Here is a 22,390-nt window from a genome sequence, read left to right on the forward strand (position 1 = left end):
ATGGTACTGCAGGGGGGACCCTGTGGGAGAGTAGGACGCCGCCGAACAATTATTCCGGGAAAGCCCCGTGCCCTTGTGGCACGGGGCTTTTCTGCGTTCTGCTGCCCGAATCACGCGCGAGCCCGGCCGACGAGACCGGTGGGACCGGTGAGCCGTGCCGGGGGTCCCAGGCCCGCGGGGTCAGCGCAGGTTCACCAGCCGGGTGTCGTACGCCAGGATGACGGCCTGGACGCGGTCGCGGGAGCCCGTCTTGGCGAGGATGCGCGTGACGTGCGTCTTCACCGTCGATTCGGCGAGGTGGAGGCGTGTGGCGATCTCGGTGTTGGTCCACCCCTGTCCGATGACCGTGAGGATCTCCCGCTCCCGCTCCGTCAGTGAGGCGATGCGCGGGTCTGCCGAGGCGGTGCCGGCGCCGGGTGCGGGCGGCAGATGGTGCACGTAGGCGTCCAGGAGCCGGCGGGTCAGGCTCGGGGCGACGACTGCGTCACCGCTCGCGACGGCCCGGATGCCGGAGAGGAGCTCTTCCGGCATCGCGTCCTTGACCAGGAACCCGCTCGCCCCGGCCCGCAGGCCGTCATAGGCGTACTCGTCCAGGTCGAACGTCGTCACGATGAGGACCCTCGTCCGGGCCCCGGACGTGATGATGCGGCGCGTCGCCTCGATGCCGTCGAGGCCTGGCATCCGGATGTCCATGAGGGCGACGTCCGGGTGGTGGCGGGCGACCATGTTCACCGCCTCCGTGCCGTTCGCTGCTTCACCGACGACTGTCATGTCGTCCTGGCTCTCCAGCAGCATGCGGAAACCGAAGCGCTGCATTGCCTGGTCGTCGGCGATGAGTACCGTCGTCACGGGTGTGTGTCCTCCAAGGGAAGGCGAAGTCGTGTCTGCCAGCCGCCGGTGGGGAGCCGGCCTGATTCGAGTGTGCCGTTGTAGAGCGAGGCTCGTTCACGCATTCCGCTGATGCCCCGCCCGTGGGAGGGGCTCTCGTTCCGCGGGGGCTGCGGGGCACCACCCGAATCCGTGGCCCGTACGTCCAGTCCGGTGGGCGTGTAGGTGAGGGTGACCTCGGCCGTGGCCCGGGGCCCCGCGTGCTTGAGGGTGTTGGTGAGGGATTCCTGGACCACGCGGTACACGGCGAGCTGCTGGCCGGGCGAGGCGGGGACGGGCGGGGGACTGCCGTGGACGGTCAGCCCGACGGGCAGCCCCGCCTCCCGTACGCCGGTCAGCAGGGTGCCCAGGTCCGCGAGTGACGGTTGGGGTGTGAGGTCGGCGGCCGGGGCCGGTTCGCTCAGGACGCCGAGCACGCGGCGTAGTTCCGCGAGGGCCTGGCGGCTCGTGGTGCCGATGGCTTCGAGCGCCTGGCCGGCCCGTTCCGGGTTCTTGGCCGCGGCGTACGCTCCGCCGTCGGCCAGGCCGGTGATGACGGACAGGTTGTGGCCGATGATGTCGTGCATCTCCCGCGCGATACGGGCGCGTTCTCCTGCTGCCGCGAGTCGGGCCTGTTGGTCGCGTTCGCGTTCGAGCCGGTGGGCGCGCTCGACGAGGGCCTCGGTGTACTCCCGGCGGGTGCTTACCGCGATCGCGAGCAGGGTGACGAAGGCGAACGCCCACAGGTAGGAGACGAGTTGCCGGTCCGCGGTGCCGCGGATCGCGATCGCTCCGGCGGCGGCGGGCAGGCACATCAGCAGCCCTGCCCCGGCCAGGTTCTTGAGGGGCAGCCGCAGGGCGATCGTGTAGGCGGGGATCAGCTGGAGCAGGGCGGCCTGGACGACGGCGCCCGTCCAGATGTTGAGCAGGGAGGCCGGTGCCATCAGGACGAGCACGGCCATCGGGCGGCGGCGGCGCCACAACAGGGGGACGGAGAAGCACAGGCTCATCAGCAGGACCAGTGGCTCCGGCGCATCCACGTTCCGGGCGACGCTGCGCCAACCTCCGGTGCTGTAGTCGAGCACCGCGACGACGACCCAGAAGCCGGTGACCGAGAGGTCCCACATCATCGGGCGGCGGCGGTCGAAGGCCCTGAGCCGTTGCAGGAGGTGCTGGATGTACAGGGTCAGCGGGGCGGTGCCGGTGGTCAGGTGCCCTGGGGGCGGGGGCGGGGCCTTCTCGTCACTCACCCTGTCCGTCCTCGGTCCGTCCGCACCGCTCCGCCCTCTCCGTCGTACCGCATCGTCCCGTTACGCGTCCCTGCGGCGCAGGAGCACCGCGCCGGCGCCCAGGGCAGCGCCGGCCCACAGGCACAGGGCCAGCAGCGCCGGACCGGCGGTAGCGGCGTCCGGGAGAGGTGTGGCCGAACCGAGTACCCCGGCGGCCTGAGTCGGGAAGTACTTCAGCGCGCTGTCCACGGCATCGTACGGAAGCATTCCGAGGACCTCGGGCAGGATCAGGACACCGCCGATGTACGCCCCTGTGCTGCCGGGCACGGAGCGCAGGGTGGCGCCGAGGCCGAGGGCGATCAGGCTGAGCAGGGTGACGGCGGCCGCGCTGCCCGCGATCGCTCCGAGGACGCCCGGGTCCGTGAGAGCGGCGGCCTTGTCGGTGTCGTGCAGGAACAGTTGCGCGGCGAGGAACGTGATCAGGGCGGTGGCGAACATCGAGGAGTAGGCGACGACGGTGAACACCGCGGCCTTCGCCCACAGGACGGGGAGCCGGTGCGGTACGACGGTGAGCGATGCCCGGATCATCCCGGAGGAGTACTCGCCGGCTGTGACGAGGATGCCGAGGACCGCGAGGCACATCTGGCCGAGCTGGGTGCCGAAGAGGACGAGGACGACGGTGTCGATGTCGGCGTCGCCGCCGCCCGAGGTGTAGGTGGCGCCCATGAGGAGTCCGACACCGAGGATGACGGCGCCCGCGGACAGGAGGGTGACCCAGGTCGAGCGCAGGGACCACAGCTTGTGCCACTCGGAGCGCACGACACGACGAGGGGTGACGCGGTACGGGGAGGGCGCGGTCGCGGTGGTCATACGAGGGCTCCGGTCAGGGGTGCGGCCGTCCGGTATTCGACGGATTCCTGGGTGAGGTCCATGAAGGCCTGTTCCAGGGAGACGGTCTGCGGGGTGAGTTCGTGAAGCGGGATGGCGTGGGCGGCGGCGGTACGGCCGATGTGCACGGAGTCGGTTCCGTGGACGGTCAGTTCGTCGGCGGTGCCGGTGGTGATCCGTACACCGGGTCCGGCCAGCAGGGTGCGCAGGGCGTCGGCCTGCGGGGTGACGACCCTGACCGAGGCGCCGCCCGCGGTGCGGATGAGGTCGCCGACGGTGGTGTCGGCGAGGAGCCGGCCGCGGCCGATGACGACGAGATGGTCGGCGGTGAGGGCCATCTCGCTCATGAGGTGGGAGGAGACGAGGACGGTCCGGCCCTCCGCGGCGAGGGACGTGAGCAGGTTGCGGATCCAGAGGACGCCTTCGGGGTCGAGCCCGTTGACCGGTTCGTCGAGGATGAGGGTCGCCGGGTCACCGAGGAGCGCGGCCGCGATGCCGAGACGCTGCCCCATCCCGAGCGAGAAGCCCTTGATCCTCTTGTGTGCGGCTCCGGTGAGGCCGGCCAGGTCCGGGACGTGTTCGACGCGGCTGCGGGGGATGCCGTGGGTGTGGGCGAGTGCCATGAGGTGGTTGAAGGCGGTGCGCCCCGGATGGACCGAGCGGGCTTCCAGGAGGGCCCCGACCTCGGTGAGCGGCGCGGGGTGGGTGGTGTAGGCGCGGCCGCCGATGGTGGACCGGCCGCGGGTGGGGGCGTCCAGTCCGAGCAGCATGCGCATGGTGGTCGACTTCCCGGCTCCGTTGGGCCCGAGGAAACCGGTGACGGTGCCAGGCCGCACGGTGAAGTCGAGGCCGTGGACGACGGTCGTGTCCCCGTACCGCTTGGTGAGTTCGTATGCCCTGATCATGTCGTCGACGCTACGGAGGGCGCGCGGGGCGGTCGTCCGACCGGGGGCTTGAGGTGAGGCCTGCGGTAGTACCTGGGTACGACGCCGATAGCGGGCTGAGCGCGCCGCTGTCGTCACCGCGCAGGGGCGCCCCGCTCTCGTACGGCGCGCCCCGGTGGCCGCACGGCCGTCTGTGATGACCGGCCGGCGTATCTCGTTTGCCGTGGTGAGGGCGGAAGGGCACGATCGGCGGATGGAATACGTGGTGCGTGCGGTGCGGGCCGAGGAGTGGCAGCGGGCCAAGGAGCTCCGGCTGGCGGCTCTGCGGGATCCGGCTGCCCCGATCGCGTTCCTGGAGACGTACGAGCAGGCGCTGTCCAAGCCCGACGTGTTCTGGCAGGAGCGGACGGCGGGCGCTGCCGTGGGGGAGCACAGCCGTCAGTTCATCGCCGAGGCGCCCGACGGGCTGTGGGCGGGGACCGTGTCGGTACTCGTCGAGCGGCCGGCGGGTGAGCCTGGTTTCGGGGAGGCGGCCGAGGTCGACCAGGCCCACCTGGTGGGGGTGTTCGTCCGGCCGGGGCACCGGGGGCGCGGGCTGGTGGACGCGCTGTTCCTCGAAGCGATCGAGTGGTCCTGGTCGTTGTCCGGGCCGCCGCTGGAGCGGGTGCGTCTGTACGTCCACGAGGCCAACGCGCGGGCCGAAGCCTCCTACCGCCGGATCGGCTTCGCACCGACCGGGCGGACGCTGCCCATGGAGGGTGATCCCACGGCCCTGGAGCTGGAGTTCGAGATCCGCCGTCGGAAGCGGTAGGGGATCAGCCCGGTCCGGGTGCCGGAAGGCGTTCCCGCCAGCGGGCGCGGGCCTGTTCCTCGGAACGGAGCAGGACCAGTGCGGGCAGTCCCTGGTCCCGGCCGGCCGAGAGCAGCTCCGGAAGCTGGGGAAGCGGAGCCACGGCCGCGACGTCGTCGAGGACGAGCGTCATTGGTGGGTCGAGCCGACCGTCGGTTGACCGTGCGGCCATGCGGCGGCCGTGCTCGACCACGTGCGAGGCGAGTGCGGTGAGCAGGGGCATCGCACCGGGGTGGTGGCGGGGATCCTCGATGGGTTCACCGACCACATAGAGCGTTCCCCCTTCGCGTGCAAAAGAATCCAGCACGAGCGCATCGGATCGGTTGGGCGTGCACGCCTCACGGATGTGGACCGAGGAAAGGGCGGCGAAGGCCCGTACGGCCAGTTCCTGGGCCATTTCCCGGCGTTCGGGGTGGGCGGTGAGGGCGGATTCCAGGAGCCCTGCGAGCCCGGAGGCCGCCTTGGGGTGGGTACGGAGCAGCCGTACCGGTTCGTGGCCGCCGGAGCCGGAGGCCCAGCGGTGGACCTGGCGGAACGGGCGGCCGTCCACGGCAGCGGCGTGCAGCCAGCACTGGAGCAGTGTCTGGGCGGTGTCGGCGACGGCCGCGTCGACCCTGGCCGTCGGGCGGACCGGGGTGAGGAGTGCGGCGGCCCGGGAGGCCGCCGTGGCGGGGTCCTCGCAGCCGGCGGTGGGCGACCAGTGGAGGCGGGCCGGGGTGTCGCAGAGGTGGCCGGGGTCGTAGACGAGGACCGGGCCCAGCTTGCTGCGGGCGTCCTTCGTCTCGGCCCAGACGGTGGGGTCCGAGGTCACGACGAGCGCGGAGCCGGCGGCGTCCCTGATGGCCTGGACGACGGTGGGGCGCCGGGTGGCGGAAGCGCCGTAGAGGACTTGAGGGGTGCGTGGTGCGGGGACCGGTGGGGAGGTCTCCTGCGCGTAGGCGGCGAGGGCTCCGGCGGGTGAGGTCTCCTGCGTGTGGGGGGTGAGGGGTGCCGGAGCTGGTGAGGGCTCCTGCGTGGGAGGGGCGACGGCTGCGGGCGCCGGAGCCGTCTCGACGGGCGCCGGAGCGGTGGCGGTCACGGCAGGGGCCGGGGGTGCTTCGGCGGGCGTCGTCCGCCGCGCAGGTTCCTGGGCCGCCTGGTGGGTGCGTACGGGTTCCCCTTCGGGCTCGTACGGTGCCGGGGCCGCGCTCTGCTGCTTCCGGACCAGCCGCCAGCGCGCCACCACCCCGACCGCGAACACCGCCAGGACCAGCAACACCATCACTTCGCCGATGAACAGGCCCCAGAACAACCCGTATCCGGAGAGCTCGCCCGGCGGGGTGTCCGGCCAGGCGCCCGGCAGGTCCGCCGGCTCGACGGCCAGGGCGCGCAGGGCCAGGGGAGTCCGCATGAACGTGACACCGTCCGGCCACCCTCCATGGGCGAACAGCCCGGCCAGGCCCGTGGCCGTCCAGGCCAGCACCATGAGCCCGAAGAGACAGCCGAGGAGGCCGATCAGCAGGCCGTCCGGGATGCCGCCCTGGCCCTCGCCGCCGCGTCCCGGGCCTGATGGTGCCTGGCGTGCCATGTCATGCCACCGTTGACTCGGACGACTCGTTCAGCCGTTGCTGGTTCTCGATCCGTGCCGCGCGCTGCTCCGCCTCCAGCTCCGCGGCGCGTACGTCCTCGGGGAGCAGGTCCATCGCGGAGCCTTCGGTCATCGCCCGGTCGGTGAACACCAGGGGGCGTTCCGCTTCCGTGATCAGGTGCTTGACGACCTGTACGTTGCCGTTGACGTCCCATACGGCGATGCCCGGGGTCAGCGTCGGGATGATCTCGACAGCCCACCTGGGCAGGCCGATGACCTTGCCGGTCGCTCTGGCCTCGTCCGCCTTCTGGGCGTAGATCGTGCGGGTGGAGGCCATCTTCAGAATGGCCGCCGCTTCCTTTGCCGCGGCTCCGTCGACGACGTCGCTGAGGTGGTGGACGACCGCCACGAAGGACAGCCCGAGGCGTCGCCCGAACTTCAGCAGCCGCTGGAAGAGCTGGGCGACGAAGGGCGAGTTGATGATGTGCCAGGCCTCCTCGACCAGGAAGATGCGCTTCTTCCGGTCGGGCCTGATCCAGGTGTGTTCGAGCCACACGCCGACGATCGCCATGAGGATCGGCATCGCGATGGAGTTCCGGTCGATGTGCGAGAGGTCGAAGACGATCAGCGGTGCGTCGAGGTCGATGCCGATCGTCGTCGGGCCGTCGAACATTCCGCGCAGGTCACCGTCGACGAGCCGGTCCAGGACGAGGGCGACGTCCAGGCCCCAGGCCCGTACGTCGTCTATGTCCACGTTCATCGCTTCGGCGGACTCGGGTTTCGGGTGGCGCAGTTGCTCCACGATGTCCATCAGGACCGGCTGGCGTTCGGTGATGGTCGCGCCGACGTACGCGTGGGCGACCTTGAGCGCGAAGCCGGACCGCTCGTCGAGGCCATGGCCCATGGCGACCTCGATGATCGTGCGGAGCAGTGCGAGCTGCCCGGTCGTGGTGATCGACGGGTCGAGGGGGTTGAGCCGGATCCCGTCGTTCAGCGCGGCGGTCGGGTCGAGCCGGATGGGCGTGATGCCCAGTTCCTGGGCGATGAGGTTCCACTCGCCGACGCCGTCCTCGCCCTGGGCGTCCAGGACGACGACCTGGCGGTCGCGGAAGCGGAGCTGGCGGAGCACGTACGTCTTCTCCAGGGCCGACTTGCCGTTGCCGGACTCGCCGAGCACCAGCCAGTGCGGGGCGGGGAGCTGCTGCCCGTACAGCTGGAAAGGGTCGTAGATGTAGCCCTTGCCCGAGTACACCTCACGCCCGATGATCACGCCGGAGTCCCCGAGGCCGGGTGCGGCGGTCGGCAGGTAGACGGCCTGTGCCTGGCCCGTCGACGTACGCACGGGAAGGCGGGTCGTCTCGACGTTCCCGAAGAGGAAGGCGGTGAAGGCGTCCGACAACGCGGACAGCGGATCTCGCATGGCGTGACTGCCCTCTCGTTAGCGTCGGATGCCGGTGGCGAACGGCAAGGTGTTCACGAAGGCGCGGTGGTGCTCACGGTCGCACCACTCCAGCTTCAGATACGACTTGCCGGCGGAGGCCCGGATCGTCCGCTTGTCGCGGGCGAGTGCCTCGGGGGACCGGGACGACACGGTGATGTACCCCACCAGGTTCACCCCGGCCGCTCCGCTCGCCAGATCTTCACCCCGCTGGTCGAGCCTGCCGTGGGCGGCGATGTCGCGGGGGTCGACTGTGCGGTTCATCTTGGCCTGACGGCTCGCCTCGGCGTCGTCGTTGGTCTTCTCCGTCAGCATCCGCTCGATGGCCACTTCGGTGGGTTCGAGGTCCATGCAGACCGCGACCGTGCGGATGACGTCGGGCGTGTGGACGAGGAGGGGGGCCAGGAAGTTGACCCCTACGGGGGTCATCGGCCATTCCTTCACCCAGGCCGTGGAGTGGCACCAGGGGGCACGCGTCGTCGACTCGCGTGTCTTGGCCTGCAGGAACGTCGGCTCGACCGCGTCCAGTTCGGCCGGCCAGGCGTTGCGCTTCGTCATCGCCTGGATGTGGTCGATGGGGTGGTCCGGGTCGTACATCGAGTGGACGAGGGAGGCCAGCCGGCTCTGGCCGAGGGGCTGGCGGACCCGGATGTCGGCCTCGGCGAGCCGGGCGCAGATGTCGGTCAGTTCGCGTGCCATGACGACGGCGAGACCCGCGTCGCGGTCGATCCTGCGGCCGCCCTGGGGGCGGATGGCACGGGCCATGGCGTTGGCCTCGGCGGCCAGGTCGCGGCTGTAGTGCATGCAGGCGACGAGGTAGGCGCGGTGCTGCTCGCTGGAGGTGGAGACCATCGACTGGAGCTGGTCGTACGACTCCTGGAGCCAGCCTGGCGCGGTCCTGTCACCGCGCTGGGCGACGTCCTTGGCGTGAGCGTCGGGGTCGGCGGGGAGCGTGCGGGCCAGCATCTGCAGGCGCGTCACGAAGCCGTCGCCGTTCGCCACGTGCTTGAGCAGGGTGCCGAAACGGTCGACCAGGGCCTCCTGGTCCTCGCTGTCGCGAAGGCCGACTCCGGGGCCCTCGATCTCGATGGCGGCGGTGACCGTACGCCGGTCCGCGTGCAGCAGCACGGCGATCTCGTCAGGGCCGAACGGTGCGGCGAGCCAGCTGATCCGGCCGATGCCGGGCGGCGGTCCGATCTCCACCTCGCGCCCGTCGGCGCTTACGCCCGCCTCCATGGCGGAGGACCGGTAGGCGGTGCCGCGGCGCAGGGTGCGCTTGAAGCTGCGGTTGATCTCGAACCACTTGTAGAAGGTGCGGCCCTTGTAGGGGACGTACACGACGGCCAGGGCCAGCATGGGGAAGCCCACGAGCGCCACGATCCGCAGGGAGAGGACCGGGACGAGGAGCCCGCTCATCATGCCGAGGAACGCTCCGGCGATGATCAGGGCGATCTCGCCCGTCTCCCGGTTCTTGCCGACGATCGCGTTCGGCCGGGCACGGCCGATGAGATACGTACGGCGGGGCGCGATCGTGTGGGACTGGGTCGTCAACGCCCTCCCCCTCCTGTGCTCGTGTTACCTGTGCTGCCTGAACCGCCTCGTGGGGAGCGGCTGCCGTGGGGGGTGCCGGCGGTGGGCCCGGCCCCGCTGCGGGGCGAGGGCGCGGAGCCGCCGCCCGTGTTCCGGGAGCTGTGGGCGGCGACACCGCCGCTGACCGGGTTGGAGGGCCGGGCGCCTCCGCCACCGCCGTCACCGCCACCGCTGCGGCCGCTGTGGGTCTTGATGCCCTGGGAGACGAGAGCGGCGGGCGAGCTGATCATCGCTGCGGCCTGGGAGCCGTCGGTGGCCTGCTTGCGGTTGGTGCGGGCGCCCTGGATCTCGTCACCGAAGCCGGGGACGAAGCGGTAGATCATGGCGGACGCGAAGATGGCCAGCAGGATGATCGCCAGGCCGGACACGACGGCCGAGAAGGCGTTGGGCCCGTCGTCCGCGGAGAGCGCGCCGGCCAGCCCGAGCACGATGACGATGACGGGCTTCACCATGATCACGGCGATCATGATGCCCGCCCAGCGGCGGACGTGGCCCCACATGTTCTTGTCGACGAGCCCGGAGTACACGACGACACCCAGCAGGGCGCCCACGTACAGCAGGGCGGCCCGGATCACGAGCTCCAGCCACAGGATGCCGGCGGCGAGGATCGACACGAGCGAGACGACGATCAGCATGATCGGCCCGCCGCCGATGTCCGTGCCCTTCTTCAGGGCCTCGGCGAAGGACCCGAAGAAGACGTCGGTCTGCCCGCCTGTCGCGGCGGAGATGACCTCGGTGACGCCGTCGGTGGCCGAGACGACCACGTACAGGATGAGCGGGGTGAAGGCGGAGGCGAGGACGGTGAGCCAGAGGAACCCGATGGCCTCGGAGATCGCGGTGGTGAAGGGCACGCCTCTTATGGCGCGCTTGGCCACGGCGAAGAGCCAGAGGACCAGGGTCAGGATGGTGGACGCCGCGAAGACGACGGCGTACTGGGTGCGGAAGGTGGGGTTGGTGAAGTCGACGGTCGCCGTGCTCTCCACGGCCTCGCTGAGCTTGCCGACGAGGTAGGCGGCGGCGTCGGCACAGCCGCGGGCGAGGGAGGTGAGGGGGTCCAGGGCGTCGGGGGTGGTGGAGGGGGTGCTGCGCGCGCCGGCGCCGGCTTCGCCGTCCTCGCAATAGTCCTTGGCGAGCCCGACGATGAGGTCGCAGGGGTTGTCGCTGGTGCTGGGCGATGGAGTCGGTGTGGGGGCAGCGTAGGCACGAGATGCCAGAGCAACCGTCCCCGCCGACAGGCCACCCAAGAGCCCGGCGATCGAGAAGCCGCGGGACCGGCGGTTATCGGGCATAGGTGAAGCCTCCATATCCCTCAACCGCACCGGCGATTTCGTCCGCAGTCGAGGCCCGGTTGTCCCCGTTGACGGGTGTCGGCCCTTCTGCCTGACTCGACGACTCGATCTTCCAGTCGCCGCCCACCCACCTGAGCTTCTCGGTGATGGTGAACCAGGTGGCGGTGACGGGTTTGGTCGATCCTTGGCCCGCCATGCCGACGAGACCCGTACACCAAACTTCCACGGTCGCGGCGTCCGCGCCGTGGGCCGTGACCTTCGTGCCCACTGGAATGGTCCTGGAGACGAAAGTCAGCCCGCTGGGCGTGCTGCCGTCTTCGTTCAGTCCGACGTTCGTAAGGAAGCCTGCGGAGTATGCCTCGGCCATGTCGGCCTTGAGCGTCGCCACGACGGCGGGGTCGTGGGTTGCCTCCAGGATGCCGTCACGCTTCGTCTTGTCGAACATCTCCGCAGACCCCAGCGCGACCGCGTAATTCGCCGCCGCGCTCTGCGCCCCCTGCTCGTCATGCGCGAAGCCCGAGGCGATCGTGCCGTTCTTGCCCTGGACAGGCTTCGTGCCCGTCGCGGCCGTGGGGCCTGCCCCTGCCGCGTCAGGCTTCTTCTCGCCGTCACTGCCCGAGGCCCCGCCCCCGCCCTGGTTCGCGAACGCGATCGCCGCGATCAACAGCACCACCACGCCCACCACCATGATCAGCGAGCGGGAGTTCCGTGCCGGCCGGCGGCCGTAGCCGTCTCCGTCGTCGACGCCGCCGGGCAGGCGCGTGCGCGTCTGGCGCGTCCCGCCGAGAGTGCTGTACGCGTCGTCCGCGCGGCCCCCCGGTTCGTTCCCGCCGTATCCGCGCTCATCACCCTGGCTCATGCCGCGTACGCCCCCTCGACCGTGTGCAGTTCCGCGTAGTACGACGGTAGCGGTGCTGGTTTCCGCGTGGGCGCGGTGTGGTGACTCGACATCAGGGGACGCAACCTCTGCCGGTGGGCACGACGGACGGATGGTGTGGGGTGGACGGGGGCGGGCCCGGGGGCAGGGTGGCGGAACGGCAGCCGGTCAGACAGCCATTCCGTACACGATCGTGAACAGTGTGCCCAGCGATCCGATGATGAAGACGCCGGTCAGCCCTGCCACGATCAGGCCCTTGCCCTGTTCCGCGCTGAAGGTGTCGCGCAGCGCCGTCGCGCCGATGCGCTGCTTCGCCGCGCCCCAGATCGCGATGCCGAGGCAGAGCAGGATGGCGATCGCCATCACCACTTCGATCATGATGCGTGCTTCGTTGCCCAGGGTCCCGAACGGCCCCCAGTTCGGGGCGATTCCGCCGATGATGGTGGTGATGTCGCCCTTTTCCGCTGCCAGGATCATGTAAGTCACCGCCCCTGTTGGGTAGTTCGCAGCCCGCGCCGTGCGACACGGGTCGGTCTCTATCTTCGCTGATGAAACCGGCATCGCACGACGCCTTCCCGGGTCTCTTTACCCGGATCTCGCACGTTTGACCGGAGAAGCTGCCCTGACCTGCGGCTCCTGTCGGGATCTGCCTGCATATGCATGGTTACTCTGTGTATCACGAGGTGTGACGGCTAGCAACGACGGAGGCCATGGGTTCCGGGTCCGGTTGGTGCGTTCACGGGATGTCAGGCATTCGTACGCGCTGTTCGAGAGCCGTGTACGCGCCGGTGGCTTCAGGCCGACGCGTCGTCAGGTGCCGGGCCGGGAAGGGCGCGCGGCCTCGGAAGCCGGAGCGCTGTGTGTACGGGCGTCGGGCCTCCGGGTGGGGCCGGTCGGTGGGACGGTGGCTTGAAGTCGCACCAGGTTCCGCCGAACGGATGTGCCCTGGACTTGGCGAGGCGGGCCGCATGCTCACCCTCGGCGCGAACCGCAGTCGCCTTTTGCGCGGACCGGTGGGCGGGGTGTCCGGTCGTCTCCTCGAACGACCGCTCGTCCTTCCATTTCCGGCTGCGGTCCGCCGCCACGCGTCGGCCGGCTCGTGCCCGGTCGGGCCGGTGTCCTGCCGTGACGGGTCCGGCGCTCCGGGTTCTCGTAGCAGCTGCCGAACTCCTGCTTCCGCCCGAACGGCCGGAACGCCGCGTGCCCGTGGTCACCGCGTGAGGAGGGCCAGGTCGTCGGCGCTGAGCCGGAGGGCGCCGGCGGCCACGTTCTGTGCGAGGTGATCCGGATTGCCGGTACCGGGGATGGCCAGAACGTGAGGCCCCTGGTGGAGCGTCCAGGCCAGCCGCACCTGTGCGGGTGTGGCCCCGTGGCTGCGGGCGACGGTCAGCAGCGCCTCGCTCTGGGCGCCGTTCGAGCCCTCCTCGCGCCCGGCGCCGGCGATGGCGAAGAACGGCACGAAGGCGATGCCCTGCTCGCCGCAGTCGCGCAGGAAGGCGTGGTCTCCGGCCGGGGAGTCGATGCCGTACGCGTTCTGTACGCAGACCACGGGTGCGATGGCGTGGGCCTCGGCGAGCTGTTCCGGCGAGGTGTTGGAGATGCCGAGGTGGCGTATGAGCCCGGCTTCGCGGAGGTCGGCAAGGGCGCCGAAGTGATCGGCGACGGATGCGGAGGCCTGACTGGTCGAGAGGCGCAGGTTCACCACGTCCAGGTGCTCGCGGCCGAGTTGGCGCAGGTTCTCCTCCACCTGGCCGCGCAGCTGCTCAGGAGTGGCCCAGACCCATGCGCCGGAGGGGTCGCGGCCGGGGCCGACCTTGGTGGTGATGACCAGGTCGTCGGCGTACGGGGCGAGGGCGCTGTTAATGAGCTCGTTGGCGGACCGCAGCGGTGAGAAGTAGAAGGCCGCGGTGTCGATGTGGTTCACGCCCAGCTCGACGGCCCTGCGCAGGACGCGCAGGGCCCGGTCCCGGTCGCTGGGGGCTCCGTCGGCGAACGCCGCGCCGCTCTGGGTGAGGCGCATGGAACCGAAGCCGAGACGGTTGACCGTGAGGTCGCCGAGCTTCCAGGTGCCGGATGCCGATGCGTTGATCGTTTCCGATGATGAGGGCATCATCGGATTCTTTCACCCGTCCTGCTGCCCCAGGCGGTTGATGACGGCCTCCGCGACGCGGGACGCCGGTATGCCGGTGGTGTCGACGGCCTCCGCCTCCCTGCGCGGCAACGGCAGGGCGTCCCGGTAGGCGGACAGGTGGTCGAGGTGCCACTGGGCGGCGTCGGCGCTCCCGGGCGGACGCGGTCCTCGCGGTCCGGAGGGCGGGTGCGGGCTGCGGGTGAGATCCGCGAATCCGCCGGTCACGTGGCCGGTGAGCTGCCGATCATGGTGTCTGGCGGTACGGGGGCGGGCGGCGGGTGCGGTGCCCGGAAGGTGAACGCCCCGGGTCCCTCGCCGTTCTTGCGGATCAGGGCGATGCGTTCCATCGCCTCGTCCACGCTCGGGCGGTGTCCGGCGGGGATCCACCACATCGCGTGGTGGAAGTCGGCGAGACGCTCGAACCATTCCCGGCGCCGCGCGAGCACCTTGAGGTGTGCGCTTCGGTAGGTGTAGTCCTGGAGGGCTTCGACCGATTCCCAGACCGAGCAGTTGATCAGGAACAAGTCGTCGTCGTCCTGGGGGCGCAGCCCTGTCGAGTCGGCCCCGCCGCCGTCGACCATGCGCCAGACGAAGCCGGGAGCCTGATCGGCGAGGGCGTTGATCTCCGGGAGCTGGGCGACGAAGCCGGCCAGCTGAGGACTGTCGAGCGGGGCGAGGATGCGCCCGACGTTGACCTGGGCGAGGTGGAATTCGTTCACGGGGCCAAGCATGCCCGGGTGAACCTTCTAAAGTCAATGAATGCTGTTTTTAGACCTCCTTGGTGACTTCCTTGGTGCCGTCCTGGGCGTCCTGGGCGTCCTCGGCGACCGCGAGGGAGACGCAGCACCCTCGCGGAAGCGGATCCATGGCCGCGCTCCAGTCCTGACCGTCCGGCAGCCCTGCGAGCAGGCCCTCGATCCCGGCCAGGTTCATCCCGCAGACGAGGGCGGGGAACTGATCTGCCAGCGCGTGGAACGGGCAGTTGTTCAGCCGCAGCCTGTCGCCGTCCCAGAACGGCTCGTAGCCACGTGCGCGCAGGATCTCGACCGGGTCCGCCTCGCCGTCCGGGGCGCCGCCCTCGGACTCGCCGGCCGCCCTTGCCGCCGCCTGCAGGTCCCCGTCGAGCCCGGCCCGCTCCACCACCTCGGCCAGCAGCCGGCTCACCGCGTCGTACGAGCGGGGCGGCACGGACACCGTGTGCTCCCCCTCGGCCCGCCGGTACATCTTCGAAGGCCGCCCGGCTCCCGGCCCGCTGCGCCCCGAGAGCCGCCGGAAACACACCTCGAGCAGCCCGGCCTCGACCAGTTTGTCCAGGTGGAACGCGGCCAGTGAACGGGAGATCCCGGCCGCCTCGGCCGCGGCGTCCCGGCCCACCTCGCCCGGTGTGCCGGTGACGTGCCGATACAGTCCACGCCGCACCGGATCACCCAGCACGACCAACGCCTCGATGGCGGAATCCTCACTGCTGCTCACGGCACAATTCTATGACCAACGGCGGTTGGTGATTCGGGAGCGGCGGCCGGGTGACCGAACGGTTCCGTCAGGACCTCTCGCGCAGGGTCGCGGTGAAGCTTCGGCCGTAGGCGTGGTGGGTCGTCACGTCGAGGCGGGTGCCACCGGGGACAGGGCGGACGCGGACTCCGGGGTCGGCCGAGACGCGCCGCAGGGGCGGGCCGTGGAGGGTGACCGACAGGGAGCGCCGCGTCGTCGTCGGGTCGGACACCGCGATGGAGTACGTGCCGCCCCTGGTCCGCCACAGCATGACCGACGCCGGACCGTCGATCGAGAGGTGTCCGGCGCGGTGCGTCCCAGGGGTGAACGTATTGGCGGCGGTGATGCCCAGCCGGCTGTGTTGTGCGGCCTGCAGGCGGACCGTGTTGGACAGCACGGAGAGCGGGCCGTGGGCGTAGGACGCCAGCTGTTGCGCGGAGGCGTTCGGGACGAGTGCGTGCGCCATGGAGGCCGGCCGCTCTCCGGCAGCCTGTTCGTAGGACAGTGTGAAGACCTGTTTGGTCACTGCGGTGTCCGGGTTGGCGAGACGCACGAGCCGCCTGCTGCGGGTGACCGTGTCGAGGGCGACGAGTACGGGCGGGCCGGACAGGAAGACGTACCCGACCGCGGTCTTCTGCTCCTCGTCGGCGTACCGCAGCCAGGCCGGCGGGGAGGATCCGGCCCTCTGCCAGGGTGCTCCGTCACGGAGGCCCCCGGTGATGACGACGGGAGCGGAGGGGGCGGCGATGCGGCTGTCGACCGTCGTGGTCACCGCGCGGCCCGACAGGCCGGTCACACCTGCCGAGAGCACGAGGATCTCGTCGTCGAACATGAACCACGACCTGGTGGCGCCGGCCGCCCGGTACGCGACGAGGTCCTCGGGGAGCGTGCCTGCCTCCCGGGCGGCGTACGCGGCGTCGTCGGACTGCACGAGACCGGCCACGCCGTAGGCGCCGAGGCGGGCGCCGCCGGAGTACCGGTGGGTGCCGCGAGGGAAGTAGACGTAGGTGTTCTGCGACTCGGAGGACGACGTGAAGCCCCGCCCGGGGTTGTCGTACCAGAGGGTGCCGTAGAGCTCGGGGACGGTGCGCCGCGTCTCGACGGGAGCGGTGACGCCTGCGAGGCGGTAGGGCTCGACAGCGGTGAGGTAGTCGATGCCGAACGCCTGCCGCTGGTCCGCACCGGAGAGGTAGAGGTGGTGGGCGCCGTCACCCTGGAACCAGGGCATCAGGTTCTCGCCGCTCATGTACTCGTACTTGCTGATCCGGTCGGAGCTGCGGGCGAGGGCGAAGGCATAGCCGGGCCGGCGGTGGACGGTCCGGTCCATCGCGTTGAACGCCGAGTGGGAGGCGGCGGGGCCGAGGTCCTTGGCGGGCGTGGGGGAGGCCAGGATGTCGGCGTGGCGGACGATGCTGACGGGGGAGACGAAGGACGTGGTGTCGAGGCTCGCCTTCGAGGTCTGCCGGAGGAACTTGACGTAGCCCTCCAGGGCCTCGGCGTCGCTGCCGGACGTGTGCGCGGACAGGTCGACGACGGCCTCGACGACGGCGGTGACGTCCGCGTACCCGGTGCCGGTCCGTGAGACCGCGCGCCCTTTGACGATCTCCATCATCCAGCCCTCGAAGATCAACGGGGCGAAGCCGTCGGTGATCCACCCCTGGACGACGCCGGCCAGGCTGTCGTCAGGGATGTAGCCGGTGCCGTCCAGGATCTTGAGGGTCTGGACGATCCGGGTGAGAAGTCCCTTGCCGTAGGAGCCGGTGTACGCGACGGAGGCGTGCTGGACGAAGGAACCGTCGGCGTAGAAGCCGTCGGTGACCCCGTGGCGCGGCGCGTACGGGTCGATCGTCGCGAAGACGGTCAGCTGGTCGGCGAGGGCTTTGCTGATGCGGGCGTCGTCGCCGAGCAGGGCGCCCTGGAGGATCCGGTTCGTCGTGATGTCGGCGAGATTGGCGCCGGTGTGGAAGCGTGAGTCGAGGTCGACGTCGCCGTCCTTGCCGTTACGGAGGTACGCGTCCATGGAGGCGACGTACGTCGCTGTGAGTTCCGGCCGGTACGCCGCCACCTCGTCCCTGAGCAGGACGAGGGTCTTCGTCACGTGGGCCGGGATCCCGATCTCCCAGTGGAACCAGTTGCCGTAGTAGCCCTTCGCCTGGTCGCCGAACCAGTCGTCGTGGAGGCGTACCAGGCCCTCGACGACCCGGCGCCGGATCTCTGTGCCGTCGGAGGCGGTGGCACCGGGCAGGCAGGTGGCCAGGGCGATCTCGTAGAGGTACTGGTACGACGTGCTCAGGTTGGGGTCGCTCGTGCCGAGTGGGAGGCCCTTGAAGAGCTCGTCCCGCCCGGCGCCGTCCATCGCGGCGAGCCGGGCGTGCGCCGTCGTCCGCAGGGAGGCCAGTTTCGCGGCGGCCTCGGGGCGGGCGTTGGAGGCGGCGGTGCCGGCGAAGATCGCGACGGTATTGCGGAGGAGGGCGGCCCGGACCTCGGCCGAGGGGCCCGAGCGGTTCGGGGAGCCCGACGAATTCCCGGAGCGCGGGGCGGCAGCCCGGCCGGGCCGGGGATCCGCCTCGGCCCGCAGCGCCTGGGACACCGCCCAGAGCGTGGCGGCGGGGATCACGGACAGTGCGGAACGACGAGAGAGCTCCACCAGCACGCTCCAAAGTCCGGCCTGTAAGCGCTTGTTCCCGTATCACCCAGCCAAGCAACGGTCTCTCGCCGGTGTCAACGGCCGGGGCGTTGTCAGTGGCCTCGACTACGGTCGACCGCATGACGACTCCTGCGACGTCTCCTGCCGACGGCCACCACGTCATCCAGGTCCGTGGTGCGCGCGAGAACAACCTCACCGATGTGTCGCTGGACATTCCCAAGCGCCGGCTGACCGTGTTCACCGGCGTGTCCGGGTCGGGGAAGTCCTCGCTCGTCTTCGGCACCATCGCAGCCGAGTCCCAGCGTCTGATCAACGAGACGTACACCGCCTTCGTCCAGTCGTTCATGCCGAGCCTGGGCCGGCCCGATGTGGACGCGCTGCACAATCTGAGCGCCGCGATCGTGGTCGACCAGGAGCGGATGGGAGCCAACTCGCGCTCGACCGTCGGCACCGCCACCGACGCGTACACGATGCTGCGGATCGTCTTCTCGCGTCTGGGCACGCCCCACATCGGCACGTCGGGCGCCTTCAGCTTCAATCTGCCGGAAGGCATGTGCCCGCGGTGCGAGGGGGTCGGCGAGATCTCCGACATCGACATCGACCAGCTGGTCGACCGGGAGAAGTCGATGAACGAGGGTGCCATCACGGTGCCCAACTTCGCGGTGGACTCCTGGTACTGGCAGGTCATGGCCCGCTCCGGTTTCTACGACCCGGACAAGAAGCTCAAGGACTTCACGGAGCAGGAGTGGGCCGACTTCCTCCACAAGCCGCAGACCAAGGTGAAGGTGGACAGCAACAACCTCACTTATGAAGGGCTCGTCCAGAAGGTTCAGCGGACCATGCTCAGCAAGGACCGCGACGCCATGCAGTCCCACATCCGCGCCTTCGTCGACCGGGCCGTGGTCTTCCGCGGGTGTCCCGACTGCGGGGGGACCCGGCTGACGGCCGCCGCTCTGTCGTCGAAGATCGACGGGGTGAACATCGCGGAGTGCTCCGCGATGCAGATCAGCGATCTCGCCGCGTTCGTGCGGCGCATCGACGACCCGGGTGTTGCGCCGCTGCTGGCCGGGCTGAGGGACCTGCTGGACTCACTCGTCGAGATCGGCCTCGGCTACCTCAGTCTGGACCGGCCCGCCGGCACGCTCTCGGGCGGCGAGGCGCAGCGGGTGAAGATGGTGCGGCACCTCGGGTCCAGCCTGACGGACGTCACCTATGTCTTCGACGAGCCGACCATCGGGCTCCACCCTCACGACATCCGGCGGATGAACGACCTGCTGCTGCGCCTGCGCGACAAGGGGAACACCGTGCTCGTCGTCGAGCACAAGCCCGAGGTGATCGCGATCGCGGACCATGTCGTCGACCTCGGGCCGGGCGCGGGGACGGAGGGCGGGCGCATCTGCTTCAGCGGGGACGTCGCCGGGCTGCGCGCCTCCGGCACCCTGACCGGGCGCCACCTCGAATACCGTGCGCGGCTGCGGGACGAGGTGCGGAAGCCGACCGGGCAGCTGTCCATCGAGGGTGCCGACCTGCACAACCTCCAGGACGTGAGCGTCGACATCCCGCTCGGTGTCCTCACCGTCGTTACCGGTGTCGCGGGGTCGGGCAAGAGTTCGCTGATCCACGGCAGCCTGCCCGCGGGGCAGGGCGTGGTCGTTGCGGACCAGACGCCCATCCGCGGCTCGCGACGCTCGAACCCGGCGACGTACACCGGTCTGCTCAACCCGATACGCACGGCCTTCGCCAAGGCCAACGGCGTCAAGGCGGCTCTCTTCAGCGCCAACTCGGAGGGTGCCTGCCCCAAGTGCAGCGGCCTCGGGCTCGTCTACACCGACCTCGCCATGATGGCCGGGGTCGCCTCGGTGTGCGAGGAGTGCCAGGGGAAGCGGTTCACGCCCGAGGTGCTCACCTACACCCTGCACGGCAAGAACATCAGCGAGGTGCTCGGGATGTCGGTGGGGGAGGCCTGCGACTTCTTCACCTCCGGCCAGGCTCACGCCATTCTCGGCCGGCTGCGCGATGTCGGGCTCGGCTATCTCCGGCTCGGTCAGCCGCTGAACACCCTGTCCGGTGGCGAGCGCCAGCGCCTCAAGCTCGCCATCCACATGGCCGAGAAGGCCGCGACGTACGTCCTCGACGAGCCGACCACCGGTCTGCACATGGCCGACGTGGACCAGCTGCTCGCACTGCTCGACCGGCTGGTGGACGCGGGCAACACGGTGATCGTCATCGAGCACCACCAGGCGGTGATGGCTCACGCGGACTGGATCGTCGACCTCGGCCCAGGAGCGGGGCACGACGGCGGCCGCGTGGTCTTCGAGGGGACGCCCGCGGAGCTGGTCGCCGACGGAGGCACCCTCACGGCGCGCCATCTCCGGGAGTACGTCGGGGGCTGACGGGGCGGTCCGTGCCGTCCTCGTCCGCGTCGTGGAGGCCTGCGTCTCACGTACAGCACCACTGCTTCAACTCGCCGGGCCGACGTTGACTAGAATCGTCTCTCATGTCGAAGCCTGACGAACTGCTCGTTGACGTCGCCACGCTGGTGGAGTCCGGGCACAGCAATCAGATGTCTCTGACCGTGGTCGCCGGTGGCGCTGTCATCACCGGCCGGCTGGCTCCTGAAGCGGTCTGGCGGCAGCGGGTGTCGGAGGTCCTGGCGGACTCGGCCCGCCTGAGTGATTTCTCCGCCGTCTTCACTGCCACGATGCGCGAGGAGAAGCCGCCCACACATCTGCACTTCCACGTGGCGCGGATTCTGCAGGGCACGGTGGGAATCCCCGAGACCGGCGGGATGTACCGCGTGGCCATCGACGACGTCAGCGCCTGGACCATGGGCGACTTCAGCTACTCCGATCACTGACCTGGCTCGCCCTCAGCAACCCGTCGGTGCCGCCGGATGTGCGGTACCCGGCGGGTGGCGCGGCTCCCTCTCCACGAGCCGGCCGGCCGGTCACGGTCGTGGGCGGTCCGGCATGACGCCAGGGTGAGCATCATCGTCGAGTTCTTCGCCGCTCCGGATGACGCGTCAGCGGCTCTGGTTCTCCGGACCGGGCCGCAGCGCGTCTTCGAGTCGCTCTCCTTCGGCACCTTCGATCCCGAGGAAGCTGTGGTCGAGTGGCAGTGCCTTCTTGCCGGGGACAGCTTCGAGGAACTCGTCGAAGCCGGTGAGCCTCGTCCCGTCGCCGACGCGGGCGATGACGGGTGCCTCGTCTTCGCGATCGCGCCTCGCCTGTCCGCGGCACTGGCCGAGGCTGAGCAGTCCGAGTTGAAGGATGCCGCTCTCACGTGGTCGTCACAGCGTGCGGAGGACGGGGAGGTCATCGACACGGAGATGGCCTCCGTGATCCTCGGTGACCTGGCCGCTCTCGTCCGCAGCGCCCGAAGCCAGGGCCAGGGTGTCTACTGCTGGGTCGCGTAGGGGCCTGCGGTCGGAACCTGACCGTCGCCGACGCCGCGGTGGCGATGGCGGACGACGTGGCCGCGCTTGCCGTAGCCCGCGCTGGGCCTGGCGCGTCGTGACCGCAGGGGAATCACGCGTGGCGGCGGCGCGGGCCACGGCCCCGGGCCTTGGCGGTCCCCTCGTCCGGAGGGGGCCGCCGCCGGTACGGCCCGCCGGTCGGCGTCAGGCGCCCGGGGCGGAGGCCTGCGGTGCGTTCTCCGCGTCTGCGGCGCGGCGGTACTCGGCGTTGATGCGCTGGGCTTCCTCGAGTTGGTCCTCGAGGATGATGATGCGGCAGGCGGCCTCGATGGGGGTGCCCTGATCGACGAGTTCCCGGGCTCGGGCGGCCATGCGCAGTTGGTAGCGGGAGTAGCGGCGGTGTCCGCCCTCTGAGCGGAGCGGCGTGATCAGGCGGGCTTCGCCGATCGCGCGGAGGAATCCCTGGGTGGTGCCTAGCATCTCGGCGGCCCGGCCCATGGTGTAGGCGGGGTAGTCGTCGTCATCGAGCCGGCCGAACGAGTCGTCCGCGGTCATCGCACCTCTCTGTGGAACGCGTGGAGGGGCCCTGGTGCCATTGGCACCAGGGCCCCGAAGGAACTGCTACACCATCTGCCGGCCCTCGTACTGCGCCGGCCATCTTTTTTCCGCGGGCCCGACCTTATTGCTGTCGGGGGCGCGGGGATCGCGGTTGCTCGACCGGAGACCACCTCACTATCGATGTCCTGCGGTACCCGGGCTCGGTGAATCCACCCGGGCGATCCTGATGGCGCTCAACTCCTCCGTTCTTCCCTCGTGATGAACTGCTTGCCTTACGGGTCATGCGTACTGCTGGTACTGCGGTACTGCTTGTGGCGGCCCCTGATGACTGCGGGCTGCCCGGTCCGGTCGTCAGTTCCGTTGCCGTCCTGCGACTGCTGTGGCTTCGGGACTCCACCACCGCACCGTTTTGTGTACTGCGGTACTGCTTGTGGCGGCCCCTGATGACTGCGGGCTGCCCGGTCCGGTTGTCAGTTCCGTTGCCGTCCTGCGACTGCTGTGGCTTCGGGACTCCACCACCGCACCGTTTTGTGTACTGCGGTACTGCTTGTGGCAATGTCTACTCCCGTCGGAATAGATTTCCGAGCACGAGCCAGAGAGGAAATCGGCCTCGATCATGAGGGGCAGTCTCGGCCCGCTGCGCGTGGGAGCTGCAGCTCAGGGCCCGGC

General features: G+C 70.2%; 20 protein-coding genes. 4 read left to right on the top strand and 16 right to left on the bottom strand.

Features of this window, described 5'->3' with window-relative positions:
* Positions 1-180 precede the first annotated feature (180 nt).
* Genes OO67_RS03100 through OO67_RS03115 form a run of 4 tightly spaced genes read right to left on the bottom strand, consistent with a single transcriptional unit; the run spans position 181 to position 3,889 of the window.
* Complete coding sequence (locus OO67_RS03100; RefSeq protein WP_033297034.1) at positions 181-849, bottom strand: response regulator; 669 nt, start codon at positions 847-849, stop codon at positions 181-183.
* Positions 846-2,117: a sensor histidine kinase gene (locus OO67_RS03105; RefSeq protein ID WP_051709098.1), complete on the bottom strand. Its 1,272-nt coding sequence runs from the start codon at positions 2,115-2,117 to the stop codon at positions 846-848. Before OO67_RS03105 ends, OO67_RS03100 begins: the two co-directional genes overlap by 4 nt.
* Before the next feature lie 60 nt (positions 2,118-2,177).
* A complete protein-coding gene (locus OO67_RS03110; protein ID WP_033297035.1) occupies positions 2,178-2,966 on the bottom strand; it encodes an ABC transporter permease subunit in 789 nt (262 codons plus the stop codon).
* Positions 2,963-3,889, bottom strand: coding sequence for an ATP-binding cassette domain-containing protein (locus OO67_RS03115; protein WP_033297036.1), 927 nt, complete (start codon positions 3,887-3,889; stop codon positions 2,963-2,965). Before OO67_RS03115 ends, OO67_RS03110 begins: the two co-directional genes overlap by 4 nt.
* 232 nt (positions 3,890-4,121) lie before the next feature.
* On the opposite strand from OO67_RS03115, the gene OO67_RS03120 reads away from it, so the two are divergent.
* A complete protein-coding gene (locus tag OO67_RS03120; protein ID WP_033297037.1) occupies positions 4,122-4,679 on the top strand; it encodes a GNAT family N-acetyltransferase in 558 nt (185 codons plus the stop codon).
* A 4-nt stretch (positions 4,680-4,683) separates the two neighbouring features.
* Here OO67_RS03120 and OO67_RS03125 read toward each other — a convergent pair whose 3' ends face one another.
* The 11 genes from OO67_RS03125 to OO67_RS03175 all read right to left on the bottom strand — a co-directional run bounded on the left by OO67_RS03125 (position 4,684) and on the right by OO67_RS03175 (position 17,748).
* Positions 4,684-6,285, bottom strand: coding sequence for a type VI secretion protein (locus tag OO67_RS03125; protein WP_033297038.1), 1,602 nt, complete (start codon positions 6,283-6,285; stop codon positions 4,684-4,686).
* 1 nt (position 6,286) lies between these two features.
* Positions 6,287-7,705: an ATP-binding protein gene (locus OO67_RS03130; RefSeq protein ID WP_033297039.1), complete on the bottom strand. Its 1,419-nt coding sequence runs from the start codon at positions 7,703-7,705 to the stop codon at positions 6,287-6,289.
* An 18-nt stretch (positions 7,706-7,723) separates the two neighbouring features.
* Positions 7,724-9,274, bottom strand: coding sequence for an SCO6880 family protein (locus tag OO67_RS03135; protein WP_033297040.1), 1,551 nt, complete (start codon positions 9,272-9,274; stop codon positions 7,724-7,726).
* A complete protein-coding gene (locus tag OO67_RS03140; RefSeq protein ID WP_033297041.1) occupies positions 9,271-10,602 on the bottom strand; it encodes a hypothetical protein in 1,332 nt (443 codons plus the stop codon). Before OO67_RS03140 ends, OO67_RS03135 begins: the two co-directional genes overlap by 4 nt.
* A complete protein-coding gene (locus OO67_RS03145; protein WP_033297042.1) occupies positions 10,592-11,461 on the bottom strand; it encodes a DUF8175 domain-containg protein in 870 nt (289 codons plus the stop codon). Before OO67_RS03145 ends, OO67_RS03140 begins: the two co-directional genes overlap by 11 nt.
* Before the next feature lie 186 nt (positions 11,462-11,647).
* Complete coding sequence (locus tag OO67_RS03150) at positions 11,648-11,956, bottom strand: hypothetical protein (RefSeq protein ID WP_015610155.1); 309 nt, start codon at positions 11,954-11,956, stop codon at positions 11,648-11,650.
* Between the two features lie 733 nt (positions 11,957-12,689).
* Positions 12,690-13,592 carry an oxidoreductase gene (locus OO67_RS03155; protein WP_208860951.1) on the bottom strand — a complete coding sequence of 301 codons (903 nt, stop codon included), beginning with the start codon at positions 13,590-13,592 and terminating at the stop codon, positions 12,690-12,692.
* A gap of 9 nt (positions 13,593-13,601) precedes the next feature.
* Positions 13,602-13,835: a hypothetical protein gene (locus OO67_RS03160; protein ID WP_033297043.1), complete on the bottom strand. Its 234-nt coding sequence runs from the start codon at positions 13,833-13,835 to the stop codon at positions 13,602-13,604.
* A complete protein-coding gene (locus OO67_RS03165; RefSeq protein WP_078597724.1) occupies positions 13,832-14,329 on the bottom strand; it encodes a DUF3291 domain-containing protein in 498 nt (165 codons plus the stop codon). The genes OO67_RS03160 and OO67_RS03165 overlap by 4 nt, the downstream gene beginning before the upstream one ends.
* A gap of 49 nt (positions 14,330-14,378) precedes the next feature.
* Positions 14,379-15,083 carry a helix-turn-helix transcriptional regulator gene (locus OO67_RS03170; protein WP_051709101.1) on the bottom strand — a complete coding sequence of 235 codons (705 nt, stop codon included), beginning with the start codon at positions 15,081-15,083 and terminating at the stop codon, positions 14,379-14,381.
* A 67-nt stretch (positions 15,084-15,150) separates the two neighbouring features.
* Positions 15,151-17,748 (bottom strand): polysaccharide lyase family 8 super-sandwich domain-containing protein, encoded by a 2,598-nt coding sequence (locus OO67_RS03175; RefSeq protein WP_033298629.1) that lies wholly within the window; start codon positions 17,746-17,748, stop codon positions 15,151-15,153.
* A gap of 119 nt (positions 17,749-17,867) precedes the next feature.
* Here OO67_RS03175 and OO67_RS03180 point away from each other — a divergent pair, with 119 nt between their 5' ends.
* The 3 genes from OO67_RS03180 (at position 17,868) to OO67_RS03190 (ending at position 21,163) form a co-directional block, all read left to right on the top strand.
* Positions 17,868-20,141 carry an ATP-binding cassette domain-containing protein gene (locus tag OO67_RS03180; protein ID WP_051709103.1) on the top strand — a complete coding sequence of 758 codons (2,274 nt, stop codon included), beginning with the start codon at positions 17,868-17,870 and terminating at the stop codon, positions 20,139-20,141.
* A 104-nt stretch (positions 20,142-20,245) separates the two neighbouring features.
* Entirely contained in the window at positions 20,246-20,605 is a 360-nt protein-coding gene (locus OO67_RS03185) for a hypothetical protein (RefSeq protein ID WP_033297044.1), read from the top strand.
* Positions 20,606-20,728: 123 nt separating this feature from the next.
* Entirely contained in the window at positions 20,729-21,163 is a 435-nt protein-coding gene (locus OO67_RS03190; RefSeq protein WP_033298633.1) for a hypothetical protein, read from the top strand.
* Between the two features lie 204 nt (positions 21,164-21,367).
* Here the strand turns inward: OO67_RS03190 and OO67_RS03195 are convergent, their stop codons facing one another.
* The gene (locus OO67_RS03195; RefSeq protein ID WP_033297045.1) at positions 21,368-21,718 is read right to left on the bottom strand and encodes a helix-turn-helix domain-containing protein; all 351 of its coding nucleotides are present in this window, start codon (positions 21,716-21,718) and stop codon (positions 21,368-21,370) included.
* Positions 21,719-22,390: the final 672 nt, after the last annotated feature.

This window comes from Streptomyces atroolivaceus (assembly GCF_000717025.1).
Classification (GTDB): Bacteria; Actinomycetota; Actinomycetes; order Streptomycetales; family Streptomycetaceae; genus Streptomyces; species Streptomyces atroolivaceus.